This is a genomic window from Streptomyces sp. NPDC107500 (assembly GCF_055582785.1).
The window spans coordinates 192,169-206,425 of record NZ_JBVJPF010000005.1; the positions used below are offsets into that span (position 1 = coordinate 192,169).

Below are 14,257 nucleotides of genomic sequence, written 5' to 3' on the forward strand. Positions count from 1 at the left end.
CCCCAGTCCACCCTCCCGGGCTGTCCACGTCGAGCCGATTACGCCGCGGCCCGGGCCCGCGGCCCGTTCGGCGAGCGCGTCACCTCGAGAGACGGGCTTCGATGCCGTCGAGCAGGAAGTCCAGGCCCATCCGGAAGGTCTCGTCGGCGTCCAGGTGGGCGGCATCGCGCACCACCGTGGCCAGCGCGGGGAATCGGCCCGTGGCAAAGGTCCGTTCCAGATAGGGCCCCAGTGAGGCCTGCCAACGGCGCTCGTCCATCCCGGTGTCCCGCTCCGCACGCCGGTCGGCGATCTCCCGGCGCACCGCCCCGATCACGTAGGCGTCGACCGAGGTGACCACCGGCATCACGGCGTCCGTGTCGACCTCGTCAAGCGCGGCCACCACGGCTTCGCCCCTGGCCAGCGCGTGCGGCCCGAGCTGCGGTCGCCCACCGAGCAGGTCGGCGAGCCATTCGTGCTCGTGAGCCGCCCGCCGAGTCGTCTCGGCAAGGGACCGCAGCACCTCCCGCCAGCTGTCTCCGACCGGCCGGATCTCGGCGTAGACCGCGTCGACCATCAGGTCGAGCAGCTCCTCCTTGCCGGCGATGTAGCCGTACAGCCGCATCGGTCCCACGCCCAGCGCGGTGGCGACCTTGCGCAGCGAGACAGCCTCCAGGCCGTCCGCGTCGGCCAGCCGGATCGCGGCCCGCACGATCTTTTCCCGGTTCAGCGGGGCCGGAACTGGTCGTTCCGGCGGCTCCGGCCTCTCCCACACCAACATGCCGCCAACCGTACAACGCATGGAACGATACAGTGTATCGATCAGTACGGCGTATCGATCAGAGGGAGGGACAACCAATGGCATCCACGACCATCGCCATCGTCGGAGCCGGTCTCGGCGGCCTCGCGCTCGCCCGTGTGCTGCACGTGAACGGCATGGACGCGGTCGTCTACGAGAGGGAATCGTCACGCGTCGCGCGCGGTCAGGGCGGCATGCTGGACATCCACTCCGGCCAGCGGGCGCTGCGCGAGGCCGGTCTGATCGACCAGTTCCACGCGATCGCCCGGGGTGAAGGCCAGGACATGCGCCTTCTGGAGCCGGACGGCACCCTGCTCCTCCAGGAGGACACACCCGACGACGCGCCACTCGACCGGCCCGAGGTGGACCGGGCCGCTCTGCGCGACCTGCTGCTGGACTCCCTCCCCGAGGGCACGGTGCGCTGGGGACACGCGTTCCGGACCGCCGATCACGGCCTGCTGCACTTCGCCGACGGCGGCAGTGCCCCGTACGACCTGCTGGTCGGCGCCGACGGCGCGCAGTCCCGGGTCCGCTCGCTGCTCACCGACGCCCGCCCGTCGCACATCGGCCAGAACATCGTCGAGGTCGGCATTCCCGACATCGACCGCACGCATCCCGGCCTCGCGGCCATGATCGGGCGCGGCAACTACTGGGTGCTCGGCGACGGTCTGTCCCTGGCGGCGCAGCGCAACGGCGACGGCCGCGTCCGCATCGGCCTCAGCTTCTACAACACCGGCGAGGGCTGGCTCGCCACCAGCGGGATCCCGTTCGACGACCCGCCCGCCGCCCGGGCCCGGCTGATCGAACTGCTCCCCGGCTGGGACGCGCGGTTCACCGCGCTGATCGCGGCCTGCGACGACACGGTCGTGCCGCGACCGATCACCACGCTCCCGGTCGGGCTGACCTGGCAGTCGAGGCCGGACATCACGCTGCTCGGCGACGCCGCACACCTGATGCCACCGGTGGGAGAGGGCGCCAACATGGCGCTGCTCGACGGCGCCCTGCTCGGCCTCGGGCTGGCCGCGCGCCCGGACGACGTGGGCGCCGCCGTCAGCGCGTACGAACGCGAGATGTTCGAACGCACCGGCGCCGCCGCCCGGATGTCCGCCGGCATCCACGAACTGCTGACCTCACCGGACGCCGCCCAGAAGATGCTCGCGTTCTTCCAGCCGGGCTGACGGACCCGCGCTCAGGTCTGCGCCATGTCCACGAACCGCGAGTAGTGGCCCTGGAAGGCGACCGTGATCGTCGCCGTCGGGCCGTTGCGGTGCTTGGCCACGATCAGGTCGGCCTCGCCCGCGCGCGGGGACTCCTTCTCGTAGGCGTCCTCGCGGTGCAGCAGGATGACCATGTCGGCGTCCTGCTCGATCGAACCGGACTCACGCAGGTCGGAGACCATCGGCTTCTTGTCGGTGCGCTGCTCGGGACCACGGTTCAGCTGGGAGAGCGCGATGACCGGGACCTCAAGCTCCTTGGCCAGGAGCTTGAGATTGCGGGACATGTCCGAGACCTCCTGCTGACGGCTCTCGGCGCGCTTGGAGCCGCCGGACTGCATCAGCTGGAGATAGTCGATGACCACGAGCCTGATGTCGTTGCGCTGCTTGAGACGGCGGCACTTGGCCCGGATCTCCATCATCGACAGGTTCGGGGAGTCGTCGATGAAGAGCGGGGCCGCCGAGACGTCCGGCATCCGGCGGGCCAGGCGGGTCCAGTCGTCGTCCGTCATCGTGCCGGACCGCATGTGGTGCAGCGCCACGCGGGCCTCGGCGGACAGCAGACGCATCGCGATCTCGTTGCGCCCCATTTCGAGCGAGAAGATGACGCTCGGAAGATTGTTCTTGATCGACGCCGCGCGGGCGAAGTCCAGCGCGAGCGTCGACTTGCCCATGGCGGGACGGGCGGCGATGACGATCATCTGACCGGGGTGCAGGCCGTTGGTCAGGGAGTCGAAGTCCGTGAAGCCGGTGGGCACGCCGGTCATCTCGCCGCTGCGCGAACCGATCGCCTCGATCTCGTCGAGCGCGCCCTCCATGATGTCGCCGAGCGGCAGGTAGTCCTCGCTGGTGCGCTGCTCGGTGACGGCGTAGATCTCGGCCTGGGCCCGGTTGACGATCTCGTCGACGTCGTCGTCGGCCGCGTACCCCATCTGCGTGATCCGGGTGCCGGCCTCCACCAGGCGGCGCAGGACGGCCCGCTCGTGCACGATCTCCGCGTAGTAGGCGGCGTTCGCGGCCGTCGGCACGGTCTGGACGAGGGTGTGCAGATACGAGGCGCCGCCGACCTTGTTGATCTCACCGCGCTTGGTGAGTTCGGCCGCGATCGTGATGGGGTCGGCCGGCTCGCCCTTGGCGTAGACGTCGAGGATGGCCTGGTAGACCGTCTCGTGGGCGGGCTTGTAGAAGTCGTGGCCCTTGAGGATCTCGACGACGTCGGCGATGGCGTCCTTGGACAGGAGCATGCCGCCGAGGACGGACTGCTCGGCGCCCAGGTCCTGCGGGGGGACACGCTCGAACGACGGTCCGCCGCCGTCCCACGAGCCGTTGTCCGAGCCGCGCTCGTGCTGGTCGTCGCGGCCCCGGCCCCCGTCACCGCGCCGACGGGAAGCAGGCAGACGATCACTGGGACCGCTGTCGGCCCACGGGTCGTCCAAGGGCTCGGAAATGCTCACCGAGCCACCTCCTCCCGTCCGCCGAGCGGACCTCGCCGTGCCCCTCAGTTCTACGGCACGGCACTGACAAATAAGACGCCCAACTCCGGTTCTGGCGCGTCGGTTTTGTGATGGTTCACAGGCCGACGGACGGAGCGGGCGCCGGACCACCGTAGGCCCGTCGGCACCGTCAGCCAATCTGGTTATCCACAGGCCATGTGGACGACGGGCCAGATGCTGTGGAGAACTCCGCCAAACCTGTGCACGACCCGGTGGACAGCCCTGTGAACAAGCCCGCACCCAGATCATGGAAACCACCCTGACCTGCAACTACACCGTCCACGGCCTGTGCAGAAGAAAAACTTGCCCGGTCAGCTCAAGATCACTTCGAACGGTGCCCAGAAGTACACGGGGTGAGACGATGCGTAAGGGTCTCAAAAGCTTTGCATCTCTTACCTGTGGACGATTAGATTGGTGCTCATGACACAGGCCCCCGTGCGTCCCCGAACCGTCCGGCGCCGGCACGACCGAGAGATCGTCGCGCTGGCCGTTCCGGCCTTCGGCGCGCTCGTCGCCGAGCCCCTTTTCGTGATGGCCGACAGTGCGATCGTCGGCCATCTCGGCACCGCGCAACTCGCCGGACTCGGGATCGCCTCGGCCCTGCTCACCACAGCCGTCAGCGTGTTCGTCTTCCTCGCCTACGCCACCACGGCGGGCGTGTCCCGACGCGTGGGCGCGGGCGACCTCCAAGCCGCGATCCGCCAGGGCATGGACGGCATCTGGCTGGCGCTGCTGCTCGGAGCCGCCGTCATCGCCGTCGTCCTGCCCACGGCCCCGTCGCTCGTGGAACTCTTCGGCGCCTCCGACACGGCGGCCCCGTACGCCACCACCTATCTGCGCATCTCCTCCCTCGGCATCCCCGCCATGCTCGTCGTCCTCGCCGCGACCGGTGTCCTGCGCGGACTCCAGAACACCCGGACCCCGCTCTACGTGGCCATCGGCGGCTTCGTCGCCAACGCCGTCCTCAACGTCCTGCTCGTCTACGGCGCCGACCTCGGCATCGCGGGCTCCGCCTGGGGCACCGTCATCGCTCAGTACGGCATGGCCGCGGTGTACCTGTGGGTCGTGGTGCGCGGGGCACGACGCCACGGAGCGTCCCTGCGTCCGGACGCCGCCGGCATCCGGGCATCCGCTCAGGCCGGGATGCCGCTGCTCGTACGCACGCTCTCGCTGCGGGCGATCCTCATGATCGCGACGGCCGTGGCGGCCCGCCTCGGCGACGCCGACATCGCGGCCCACCAGATCATTCTGTCCCTCTGGAGCCTGATGGCCTTCGCGCTCGATGCCATCGCCATCGCCGGGCAAGCCATCATCGGCCGCTACCTGGGTGCCGGGGACGCCCAGGGCGCCCGCGAAGCCTGCCGCAGGATGGTGGAGTGGGGCGTCGCGGTCGGCGTCGTACTCGGACTGCTCGTGGTGGTCTCCCGCCCAGCGTTTCTGCCCTTGTTCACCGGTGACTCCGCGGTCAAGGACGCCGCGCTGCCGGCGCTGGTGATCGTGGCCGTCGCGCAGCCGATCTGCGGAGTCGTCTACGTCCTGGACGGTGTCCTGATGGGTGCGGGTGACGGCCCGTACCTGGCCTGGGCGATGCTGCTGACCCTGGCGGTCTTCACTCCCGCGGCCCTTCTCGTCCCCGCCGTCGGCGGAGGGCTCACCGTGCTGTGGGCGGCCATGACGCTGATGATGGCGATGCGTCTGGTGACGCTGTGGCTGCGCACCAGGTCGGGCCGCTGGATCGTCACGGGCGCGACGCGGTGACCGTTTCACGTGAAACACAATGAAGAGGGGGCCGTATCTCCCGGTCGGGAGATACGGCCCCCTCTCACATCGCTTCAGCGAGAGCAGAGCGCTCAGGCAGCGACGACCTCGACGCTGACCTTGGCGTCAACCTCGGGGTGCAGACGCACGGACGTCTCGTGAGCGCCCAGGGTCTTGATCGGCGAGCCCAGCTCGATGCGGCGCTTGTCGACCTCGGGGCCACCGGCAGCCTTGATCGCCGAAGCGACGTCGGCCGGGGTAACGGAACCGAAGAGACGACCGGCGTCGCCGGAGCGGACGGCCAGACGGACCTTCACACCCTCGAGCTGGGCCTTCACCTGGTTGGCCTGCTCGATGGTCTGGATCTCGTGGATCTTGCGAGCGCGACGAATCTGCTCGACGTCCTTCTCGCCACCCTTGGTCCAGCGGATCGCGAACTTCCGCGGGATCAGGTAGTTGCGAGCGTAACCGTCCTTGACGTCGACGACGTCGCCCGCGGCACCGAGGCCGGAGACCTCGTGGGTGAGGATGATCTTCATTGTTCGGTCACCCTTCCCTTATCGCGCGGTGGAGGTGTAGGGCAGCAGCGCCATCTCACGGCTGTTCTTCACGGCCGTGGCGACGTCACGCTGGTGCTGGGTGCAGTTGCCGGTCACGCGGCGGGCACGGATCTTGCCGCGGTCGGAAATGAACTTCCGCAGCATGTTCGTGTCCTTGTAGTCCACGTACGTGACCTTGTCCTTGCAGAACGCGCAGACCTTCTTCTTCGGCTTGCGCACAGGCGGCTTAGCCATGATGTTTCTCCTGTGTGATCAAGAAGTGTGGGGTGGAGCCCGCCCTAGAAGGGGGGCTCGTCCGAGTAGCCGCCACCGCCGCCGGAGCCGCTGGAGCCACCGCCCCAGCCGCCGCCCTGACCGCCGCCACCCTGCTGGCCACCGGCGGGAGCGCCGGTCGCCCAGGGGTCGTCGGCCGGAGCGCCGCCGCCCTGCTGGCCGCCACCGGGGCCGCCGCCCCAGCCGCCGCCACCCTGGCCGCCACCGCCGCCGTAACCGCCCTGGCCACCGCGGCCCTGGCCCGAGGTCTTGGTGACCTTGGCCGTGGCACTGCGCAGGCTGGCACCGACCTCGTCGACGTCCAGCTCGTAGACCGTGCGCTTGACGCCCTCACGGTCCTCGTAGGACCGCTGCTTCAGCCGGCCCTGCACGATGACGCGCATGCCTCGCTGGAGCGACTCGGCGACGTTCTCCGCCGCCTGACGCCAGACCGAGCAGGTGAGGAAGAGGCTCTCGCCGTCCTTCCACTCGTTGGTCTGGCGGTCGAAGGTGCGGGGGGTCGACGCGACACGGAACTTCGCGACGGCCGCACCGGACGGGGTGAAGCGCAGCTCGGGGTCGTCGACAAGATTGCCGACGACCGTGATGACGGTCTCGCCTGCCATGGGGGTACCTCTCGGCGGGTTTGCTGCTCTGGCTGCTTGGTTGCTGCTACTCGGATCCCGGGATCAGCTGAGCGGAAGCTCAGTGCATCTCGGGACGGAGGACCTTGGTCCGGAGGACCGACTCGTTCAGGTTCATCTGGCGGTCGAGCTCCTTGACGACCGCAGGCTCGGCCTGCAGGTCGATGACCGAGTAGATGCCCTCGGGCTTCTTCTTGATCTCGTACGAGAGACGACGACGGCCCCAGGTGTCGACCTTCTCGACCTTTCCGCCGCCGTCACGGACGACAGAGAGGAAGTTCTCGATCAGCGGGGAGACAGAACGCTCCTCGAGATCGGGGTCGAGGATGACCATCACCTCGTAGTGACGCATGTGGAACCCACCTCCTTTGGACTCAGCGGCCACGGTCGTTCCGTGGCAGGAGGGTTGCGATGCGTTGGCACCGGCATCAGCGAGTAAACCAGGACCCACTGACAATCGGGCCTCCTCCAGGAAGGCGGCCCGGCCGTGGGAGGCAGCGGACACCAGTGCAGAAGCTACAGAGTACCCGGCCGCGCGCTTGCGGTTGAAATCCGCCCCTGAGGGGACACAATCGATACCCAGCGGATGTGATAGGGCGACGACGCACTGCCTTCGGCAGGAGGTTCCCCATGGCACAGATCATGCGACCGGCAAGGCCCCGGACCGGGCTGCTGGCCACCGACGGCAAACCGCACCCCCTCCAGCACGCGCTGCTCGCCGCGACCGTGGTGCTCGGCGTGCTCGCCCTCGCCACGGCGAGCTTCCGGGGTCTGCACGTCCTGACCTCCTGGGCGGGACTGCTCGGTGTCCTGACCGGCGGATACGGCCAGTACGTCTCCGAGACGACGCGGGAGCGCTTCGGTCTGATCCTGGGCCTGGGAGCCTCCGCGGCCGGACTCTTCTTCGGCATCTACCACGGCGGGCTCATCGGCTGATCCGTTCGCCGCCCGACCGCCGGACCACACCTTCCAGCCGGACGCCGGACGGGGCGCGCACAGGGCGCAGTAGGCTTCGCGCGAGAGCCGGAGCCCCTGTACCCATGGGGACACACCAGCCCGAGGAGCGCCCCGAATGAGCCTGACCCTGAGGACCATCAGCCGCGAGCAGCATCTGGCCTACATCCAGAGCCTGCCGGCGGCCAGTCACATGCAGGTCCCCGCATGGGCAGACGTCAAGGCTGAATGGCGCTCGGAGAACCTCGGCTGGTTCGACGAGCGGACGGGTGAGCTGGTCGGCGCGGGTCTGGTGCTGTACCGGCAGCTGCCCAAGATCAAGCGCTACCTCGCCTACCTCCCCGAGGGCCCGGTCATCAACTGGTTCGCGCCGAACCTCCAGGAGTGGATGGAGCCGATGCTGGCGCACCTCAAGCAGCAGGGCGCCTTCTCGGTGAAGATGGGTCCGCCGGTGATCATCCGGCGCTGGGACGCCACGTCCATCAAGAAGGGCATCCAGGACCCCGACGTCAAGCGCCTGCGGGACATAGAGGCCGACCACATCGAGCCGCGCGCCTTCGAGGTGGCCGACAAGCTGCGCCGCATGGGCTGGCAGCAGGGCGAGGACGGCGGCGCCGGCTTCGGCGACGTGCAGCCCCGCTACGTCTTCCAGGTGCCGCTGGCCAACCGGTCGCTGGAAGAGGTCCACAAGAACTTCAACCAGCTCTGGCGCCGCAACATCAAGAAGGCCGAGAAGGCCGGCGTCGAGGTCGTCCAGGGCGGCTACCACGACCTGGAGGAGTGGCAGCGCCTGTACGAGATCACGGCCGTGCGCGACCACTTCCGGCCGCGTCCGCTGTCGTACTTCCAGCGCATGTGGGCGGCCCTCAACAACGAGGACCCCAACCGCATGCGGCTGTACTTCGCCCGGCACAACGGGGTGAACCTGTCGGCGGCGACGATGCTGGTGGTCGGCGGGCACGTCTGGTACTCCTACGGCGCCTCCGACAACATCGGCCGCGAGGTCCGGCCCTCGAACGCCATGCAGTGGGCCATGCTCCGCGACGCCTACGCGCTCGGCGCGACCGTCTACGACCTGCGCGGCATCTCCGACTCGCTGGACGAGAGCGACCACCTCTTCGGTCTGATCCAGTTCAAGGTGGGTACGGGCGGTCAGGCGGCCGAGTACCTCGGCGAGTGGGACTTCCCGCTGAACAAGCTGCTCCACAAGGCGCTCGACATCTACATGTCGCGCCGCTGACCGCGCACCCACCCCTCATCCCGCACCTCTGACAGCCACGAGAAAGGTTCCAGGTCCGGCCATGGCGCTCACGCTCTACGTCGACACCGCGCGCTGGCGGGCGCACCACAAGCACGTGCAGGAGCAGTTCCCGGGACTGGTCCCGGTCTGCAAGGGCAACGGCTACGGCTTCGGGCACGAGCGGCTGGCGGAGGAGGCCACGCGGCTCGGCTCGGACGTCCTGGCCGTCGGCACCACGTACGAGGCCGCCCGGATCAAGGACTTCTTCGGTGGTGACCTGCTGGTCCTGACGCCGTACCGGCGCGGCGAGGAGCCCGTGCCGCTGCCCGACCGCGTCGTGCGCTCGGTGTCGTCCATCGACGGCGTGTACGGCCTCGTCGGCGCCCGTGTGGTCATCGAGGTGATGTCCTCGATGAAGCGGCACGGCATCAGCGAGCAGGACCTGCCCCAGCTGCACGCCGCCATAGAGAACGTCCGGCTGGAGGGCTTCGCCATCCACCTGCCGCTCGACCGTACCGACGGCTCGGACGCCGTCGAGGAGGTCATCGGCTGGATGGACCGGCTGCGCGCGGCCCGGCTGCCGCTGCACACCATGTTCGTCAGCCACCTCAAGGCCGATGAACTGGCCCGGCTCCAGCAGCAGTTCCCGCAGACCCGGTTCCGCGCGCGGATCGGCACGCGGCTGTGGCTCGGCGACCACGAGGCGACCGAGTACCGCGGTGCGGTCCTGGACGTCACGCGGGTCGCCAAGGGCGAGCGCTTCGGCTACCGGCAGCAGAAGGCCGCCTCGGACGGCTTCCTGGTGGTCGTGGCGGGCGGTACGTCGCACGGTGTGGGTCTGGAGGCCCCGAAGGCGCTGCACGGCGTCATGCCGCGAGCCAAGGGCGTCGCCCGGGCCGGCCTCGCCACGGTCAACCGCAACCTCTCGCCGTTCGTCTGGAGCGGCAAGCAGCGCTGGTTCGCGGAGCCTCCGCACATGCAGGTGTCGATCCTGTTCGTGCCCTCGGACGCGGCGGAGCCCACGGTGGGCGACGAGCTGGTGGCCCATCTGCGGCACACCACCACGCAGTTCGACCGTATCCTCGACCGCTAGCGCGTCAGTCGGGGCAAGGGCCGTACACGGCGTTTCCGTGTACGGCCCTTCTCCATGGACGGCCCCCCACGCGTTCGCTCAGAGCGAAGTGCCGGTCGGCCGTCGCGTGCCCCACTTCACCCGCGGGCCCTCGAAGCGGGCCGTGTGCTGATCGGTCTGAGCGGCGGGGCCCAGGACGAAGACGTCCTCGGCGCCGTCGAGCACGCCGCCCGACGGGTCGTCGTCACCCGCCCGCCGGACCGGGTCCCGGTCCGGCATCAGGATGTCGCGCACCACCATCACGCAGAGGAACAGCGTTCCCAGCAGGTGAACGGCGATGGCCCAGTGGTAGCCGTCCGTGGGCAGGCCCTTGTGGGCGTCGCCGCTGGTCGTGTACGCGAGGTACATCCAGATGCCCAGGAAGTAGGCCACCTCGCACGCCTGCCAGATCAGGAAGTCCCGCCACTTCGGCCGGGCCAGCGCGGCCAGCGGCACCAGCCACAGCACGTACTGCGGTGAGTAGACCTTGTTGGTGAGGATGAAGGCCGCCACGATCAGGAAGGCGAGCTGGGCGAACCGCGGACGCCGGGGTGCGGTCAGTGTGAGCGCCGCGACGGCGCCGCAGCACAGCAGCATCAGCAGGGTGGCAAGGGTGTTGACGGTCTCGGTGCTGGGCGGGCTGTCGGTGTTCTGGACCAGGATCAGCCAGAAGGAACCGAAGTCCACACCGCGTTCCTGGCTGAACGTGTAGAACTTCGACCAGCCGTCGAAGGCGAACAGCATCACCGGCAGGTTCACCACGAGCCAGGCGCCGGCCGCGCCTCCCAAGGCCTTTCCGAACTCCCGCCATCTACCCGCGCGCCAGCACAGGACGAGCAGGGGGCCGAGAATCAGGAAGGGATAGAGCTTGGCGGCCGTGGCGAGGCCCAGCAGCACGCCGAAGGCCACGGGGCGCTCCCGTGACCACATCAGCATCGCGGCGGCCGTCAGGGCGACCGCCAGCAGGTCCCAGTTGACGGTGGCCGTCAGCGCGAAGGCGGGCGCCAGGGCGACGAGGAGACCGTCCCAGGGGCGCCGGGCGTGCGTGCGGGTGACGCAGACCGCGATGACGGCCGCGCAGACCATGAGCATCCCGGCGTTGACCATCCAGTACCACTGCTCCTGGTCCTGGATCGTGCCGCTGCCCGGCGTGAGCCAGGTCGCCACCTCCATGAACACACCGGTCAGCACGGGGTACTCCAGGTACTCCATGTCGCCGGGGAGCTTGTCGAAGTACGGCACGAGTCCGTCGACGAAGCCACGCCCCTGATAGAGGTGCGGAATGTCCGAGTAGCACGCGTGCGTGTACTGGGAACTGGCACCGAAGAACCAGGCCCCGTTGTAGCAGGGTGCCTTCTGGATCAGACCGAGGGCGAACATGCCGATCGCCACGAGTGCGATCACGCGCACGGGGGTCCACCAGGACCTGCCGAGCAGGGCGCGTCGGCCCACGGGGCCGCCGATCAGCTCGCTGCCGGCCGCGGCGACCGTGTCCTCCCTGGTCGGCCGCACCGGGTCCGGCTCGTGCACGCTGGCTGGCGTCGATTCTGCACTGGGCATGAGGCACATCCTGCCGTACGCACCTGGGAACGCGCGGGGGCCGCCGCACCCTGCTGGATGCGGCGGCCCCTGTTTCACGTGAAACTTGCGACTGTTCCCCGTGTTTCACGTGAAACAGTCAAGCCGGACGTTTTGGCAGCTAGCCGTTCGGACCCCGGATGAACCCTCCGTCGTCCTCTTCGCCGCCCGTTTCACTGGGTGATGTCGAGGGCGATGGACTGTTCCCTGTCCCCCCTGCGTCGTTGCCACCGTTCCCGTTGCCGCCGTTGTTCCCGTCGTCGCAGTTGAAGTCGAAGGGACCACAGGACTCGGTCGGCGTGGGGGAGGGGGTGACCTCCGTCTTGCTGGGCGACGGCGTCGGGGACGGACTCGGCTTCTCCTCCGTCACCGAGGGCGAGGGAGTCGGGGTCGGCGACGGGGCGTCGTTGATGACCTCGCCGATGGGCTCGGGCTTCGGGAACTTCTCGACCTTCTCGCCCTTCATCGCGTCTTCCATGTAGTCCTGCCAGATCACGGACGGGAAGGACGCACCGTGGATCTTCTCCTCGCCACCGGTCCCGTACATCTCCAGGAACGAACGGTTCTTGATGGTCTCGTCGTCCGGGTAGCGGAACATGCTGATCGCGGTCGACAACTGCGGGGTATAGCCGACGAACCAGGCCGACTTGTTGCCGTCCGTCGTACCGGTCTTGCCCGCGACCTCGCGCCCTTGGAGCTGGGCGTTGGTACCCGTGCCCTTTTCGACGACGGTCTTGAGGACGTCCGTGACGTTGTCCGCGACCTTCGCGGTGAACGCCTGCTTGGTCTCCACCTTGTGCGAGAAGAGCGTGCCGTCCTTGTTCGTCACCTTGGTGACCGAGAACGGATCACGCTGCTTGCCGCTGTCCGCGAAGGTGGCGTACGAGCCCGCCATACGGATGGCACTCGGGTCCGAGACACCGATGGAGAACGAGGGGTAACCCGCTCCCGCCAGGCTGTCCTCCAGGAGTCCCGCGTCGACCGCGGACTCCTTGACCTTGTCCAGCCCGACGTCCATGCCGAGCTGGACGAACGCGGAGTTCACCGACTCCCGCATGGCCTCGCGAAGGTCGATCTTGTAGTCGGGCGCCTCACCGACGGAATCCTTGCCGTCGTTCTCCTGGCGCCACTGCTCGCCCTTCTCGTTCTGCCAGATCGACCCGTCGAAGTTCTTGATCTTGAGATTGTTCTTGCCGCTGTACAGGCTCTTCGGGGAGACGACCGTGCGCTCGTCCTGGGCCTGGGTCTCGGCGCCGTCGGGATCACGCACGCCCCACTTCATCGCCGCCGCGAGTACGTACGGCTTGAAGGTCGAGCCGACCTGGGCGCCGGTGACGTCGGCGTTGTTGGTGAAGTGCTTGGTGGCGTCCTCACCGCCGTAGATGGCCTCGATGGCACCCGTCTCGGGGTTCACCGAAGCCCCGCCGAACTGGACGTGGGTGTCCTTCTCGGGGCGCTTCTTGGGGTCGATGTTCTTCTTGTAGACCTTCTGCACGGCCTTCTCGAGCTCGTCGACCTTCTTCTTGTCGAAGGTCGTGTAGATCGAGTAGCCACCCTTCTCCAGCTGCTGCTCCGACACGTCGGTGTTCTTGATCACGGAGGACTTGGCGAGCCTGACGAGGTAGCCGATCTGGCCGCCCAGCTGGGCGTTCGACTCCGGGTTCTTCCACTTGGGAAGTTCGGTGTACTTCGCCCGGTCCGCCTGGCTCAGATGCCCGTACTCCACCATCTTGTCGAGGGTGTCCTGCATCTGGTTCCTGGCACGGTCCTGGTTGGCCTCGGGCGTGGCCGCCGGGTCGATCGAGGTCGATCCCGCCGGGTCGTAGTACGTGGCGCCCTTGAGGACCGCCGACAGGAAGGCGCACTGCCCGGCGTTCAGGTCGACGGCGTCCACGTTGAAGTACGCCCGTGAGGCGGCCTGGATGCCGTAGGCGCCGCGGCCGTAGTACGCGGAGTTGAGGTAGCCCTCAAGGATGTCGTCCTTGGACACATCGGTGCCGACCTTGATCGAGACGAAGATCTCCTTCACCTTGCGGGAGATCGTCTGCGACTGGTCGTTCAGCATCGCGTTCTTCACGTACTGCTGGGTGATGGTGGAGCCACCCTGCGTGTCACCGCCCTTGGCCATGTTGAACACGGCGCGGGCGATGCCCTTGGGGTCGATGCCGCTGTCGGAGTAGAACGTCTTGTTCTCCTGGGAGATGATCGCGTTGCGCATCTCCTTGGGAATCTGGGAGAGGTCGACGCTCTGCCGGTTGCGCTCACCACCCGTGGCGACCATCCGGCTGCCGTCGGCCCAGTAGTAGACGTTGTTCTGCGCCGTGGCCGAATCGTCGACGACGGGGACGCTCACCATGGCGTAGGCGATGCCCGCGGCGGCCACCATCGTGCCGAAGAACCCGATGCACAGCCCGGAGACGAGCTTCCAGGAGGGCACCCAGCGGCGCCACCCGTCCCGGTCGTAGCGCGGATAGTCGATCATCCGCTTCTTACCGGCCACGGCGGCGGCTCGCCGGCCACCGCGGCCCGGCTCGGCCGCTCTGCGGCGGCCACCGCCCCGTTGTGCCGCGCGCCGGGCTTCGGCGCGACTGCCGTACTGACGTTCCTCGCTCTCCGGACCGTACGAGCCGGACGGAGACCCTGTGGCGCCTCGCGGCGCCGCACGGCGGCCGGAG

At 68.5% G+C, this 14,257-nt stretch carries 13 protein-coding genes; 5 read left to right on the forward strand and 8 right to left on the reverse strand.

The genetic code is table 11. The features are described 5' to 3' along the window. Nucleotides 1–79 precede the first annotated feature (79 nt). Nucleotides 80–760: a TetR/AcrR family transcriptional regulator gene (locus tag ACZ67M_RS21185; protein ID WP_392237173.1), complete on the reverse strand. Its 681-nt coding sequence runs from the start codon at nucleotides 758–760 to the stop codon at nucleotides 80–82. A 77-nt stretch (nucleotides 761–837) separates the two neighbouring features. Between ACZ67M_RS21185 and ACZ67M_RS21190 the strand changes: the two genes are divergently transcribed. Then, the gene (locus tag ACZ67M_RS21190) at nucleotides 838–1,956 is read left to right on the forward strand and encodes an FAD-dependent oxidoreductase (protein ID WP_469852197.1); all 1,119 of its coding nucleotides are present in this window, start codon (nucleotides 838–840) and stop codon (nucleotides 1,954–1,956) included. A gap of 11 nt (nucleotides 1,957–1,967) precedes the next feature. Here the strand turns inward: ACZ67M_RS21190 and dnaB are convergent, their stop codons facing one another. Continuing rightward, nucleotides 1,968–3,446, reverse strand: a complete 1,479-nt coding sequence (gene dnaB / locus ACZ67M_RS21195) for a replicative DNA helicase (protein WP_469852199.1) — start codon at nucleotides 3,444–3,446, stop codon at nucleotides 1,968–1,970. Between the two features lie 459 nt (nucleotides 3,447–3,905). Between dnaB and ACZ67M_RS21200 the strand changes: the two genes are divergently transcribed. After that, entirely contained in the window at nucleotides 3,906–5,243 is a 1,338-nt protein-coding gene (locus ACZ67M_RS21200; RefSeq protein ID WP_361356688.1) for an MATE family efflux transporter, read from the forward strand. A 92-nt stretch (nucleotides 5,244–5,335) separates the two neighbouring features. Here the strand turns inward: ACZ67M_RS21200 and rplI are convergent, their stop codons facing one another. The 4 genes from rplI to rpsF form a co-directional block, all read right to left on the reverse strand. After that, nucleotides 5,336–5,782 (reverse strand): 50S ribosomal protein L9, encoded by a 447-nt coding sequence (gene rplI, locus ACZ67M_RS21205; protein WP_007388913.1) that lies wholly within the window; start codon nucleotides 5,780–5,782, stop codon nucleotides 5,336–5,338. A gap of 18 nt (nucleotides 5,783–5,800) precedes the next feature. Beyond that, nucleotides 5,801–6,037 (reverse strand): 30S ribosomal protein S18, encoded by a 237-nt coding sequence (rpsR, locus tag ACZ67M_RS21210; RefSeq protein ID WP_003949403.1) that lies wholly within the window; start codon nucleotides 6,035–6,037, stop codon nucleotides 5,801–5,803. 44 nt (nucleotides 6,038–6,081) lie between these two features. Continuing rightward, nucleotides 6,082–6,681, reverse strand: coding sequence for a single-stranded DNA-binding protein (locus ACZ67M_RS21215; RefSeq protein WP_122616540.1), 600 nt, complete (start codon nucleotides 6,679–6,681; stop codon nucleotides 6,082–6,084). 79 nt (nucleotides 6,682–6,760) lie between these two features. Further along, the gene (rpsF, locus tag ACZ67M_RS21220) at nucleotides 6,761–7,051 is read right to left on the reverse strand and encodes a 30S ribosomal protein S6 (RefSeq protein WP_003975025.1); all 291 of its coding nucleotides are present in this window, start codon (nucleotides 7,049–7,051) and stop codon (nucleotides 6,761–6,763) included. A gap of 278 nt (nucleotides 7,052–7,329) precedes the next feature. On the opposite strand from rpsF, the gene ACZ67M_RS21225 reads away from it, so the two are divergent. The 3 genes from ACZ67M_RS21225 to ACZ67M_RS21235 all read left to right on the forward strand — a co-directional run bounded on the left by ACZ67M_RS21225 (nucleotide 7,330) and on the right by ACZ67M_RS21235 (nucleotide 9,986). Next, nucleotides 7,330–7,635 carry a hypothetical protein gene (locus tag ACZ67M_RS21225; RefSeq protein WP_125491306.1) on the forward strand — a complete coding sequence of 102 codons (306 nt, stop codon included), beginning with the start codon at nucleotides 7,330–7,332 and terminating at the stop codon, nucleotides 7,633–7,635. A gap of 136 nt (nucleotides 7,636–7,771) precedes the next feature. Continuing rightward, a complete protein-coding gene (gene femX / locus ACZ67M_RS21230; RefSeq protein ID WP_361356691.1) occupies nucleotides 7,772–8,893 on the forward strand; it encodes a peptidoglycan bridge formation glycyltransferase FemX in 1,122 nt (373 codons plus the stop codon). A gap of 61 nt (nucleotides 8,894–8,954) precedes the next feature. Beyond that, complete coding sequence (locus tag ACZ67M_RS21235; RefSeq protein ID WP_064728797.1) at nucleotides 8,955–9,986, forward strand: alanine racemase; 1,032 nt, start codon at nucleotides 8,955–8,957, stop codon at nucleotides 9,984–9,986. A gap of 78 nt (nucleotides 9,987–10,064) precedes the next feature. Here ACZ67M_RS21235 and ACZ67M_RS21240 read toward each other — a convergent pair whose 3' ends face one another. Both ACZ67M_RS21240 and ACZ67M_RS21245 read right to left on the reverse strand, forming a co-directional pair. Next, a complete protein-coding gene (locus ACZ67M_RS21240) occupies nucleotides 10,065–11,573 on the reverse strand; it encodes a glycosyltransferase family 87 protein (RefSeq protein WP_469852202.1) in 1,509 nt (502 codons plus the stop codon). A 130-nt stretch (nucleotides 11,574–11,703) separates the two neighbouring features. Then, nucleotides 11,704–14,064 (reverse strand): transglycosylase domain-containing protein, encoded by a 2,361-nt coding sequence (locus ACZ67M_RS21245; protein WP_450732353.1) that lies wholly within the window; start codon nucleotides 14,062–14,064, stop codon nucleotides 11,704–11,706. Between the last annotated feature and the right edge of the window lie 193 nt (nucleotides 14,065–14,257).

Excerpts from the sequence above, each read along its gene's own strand:
- ACZ67M_RS21185 (WP_392237173.1), bottom strand. The coding sequence starts at position 760 with ATGTTGGTGTGGGAGAGGCCGGAGCCGCCGGAACGACCAGTTCCGGCC.
- ACZ67M_RS21190 (WP_469852197.1), top strand. The coding sequence starts at position 838 with ATGGCATCCACGACCATCGCCATCGTCGGAGCCGGTCTCGGCGGCCTC.
- ACZ67M_RS21200 (WP_361356688.1), top strand. The coding sequence starts at position 3,906 with ATGACACAGGCCCCCGTGCGTCCCCGAACCGTCCGGCGCCGGCACGAC.
- rplI (WP_007388913.1), bottom strand. The coding sequence starts at position 5,782 with ATGAAGATCATCCTCACCCACGAGGTCTCCGGCCTCGGTGCCGCGGGC.
- rpsR (WP_003949403.1), bottom strand. The coding sequence starts at position 6,037 with ATGGCTAAGCCGCCTGTGCGCAAGCCGAAGAAGAAGGTCTGCGCGTTC.
- ACZ67M_RS21215 (WP_122616540.1), bottom strand. The coding sequence starts at position 6,681 with ATGGCAGGCGAGACCGTCATCACGGTCGTCGGCAATCTTGTCGACGAC.
- rpsF (WP_003975025.1), bottom strand. The coding sequence starts at position 7,051 with ATGCGTCACTACGAGGTGATGGTCATCCTCGACCCCGATCTCGAGGAG.
- ACZ67M_RS21225 (WP_125491306.1), top strand. The coding sequence starts at position 7,330 with ATGGCACAGATCATGCGACCGGCAAGGCCCCGGACCGGGCTGCTGGCC.
- femX (WP_361356691.1), top strand. The coding sequence starts at position 7,772 with ATGAGCCTGACCCTGAGGACCATCAGCCGCGAGCAGCATCTGGCCTAC.
- ACZ67M_RS21235 (WP_064728797.1), top strand. The coding sequence starts at position 8,955 with ATGGCGCTCACGCTCTACGTCGACACCGCGCGCTGGCGGGCGCACCAC.
- ACZ67M_RS21240 (WP_469852202.1), bottom strand. The coding sequence starts at position 11,573 with ATGTGCCTCATGCCCAGTGCAGAATCGACGCCAGCCAGCGTGCACGAG.
- ACZ67M_RS21245 (WP_450732353.1), bottom strand. The coding sequence starts at position 14,064 with ATGATCGACTATCCGCGCTACGACCGGGACGGGTGGCGCCGCTGGGTG.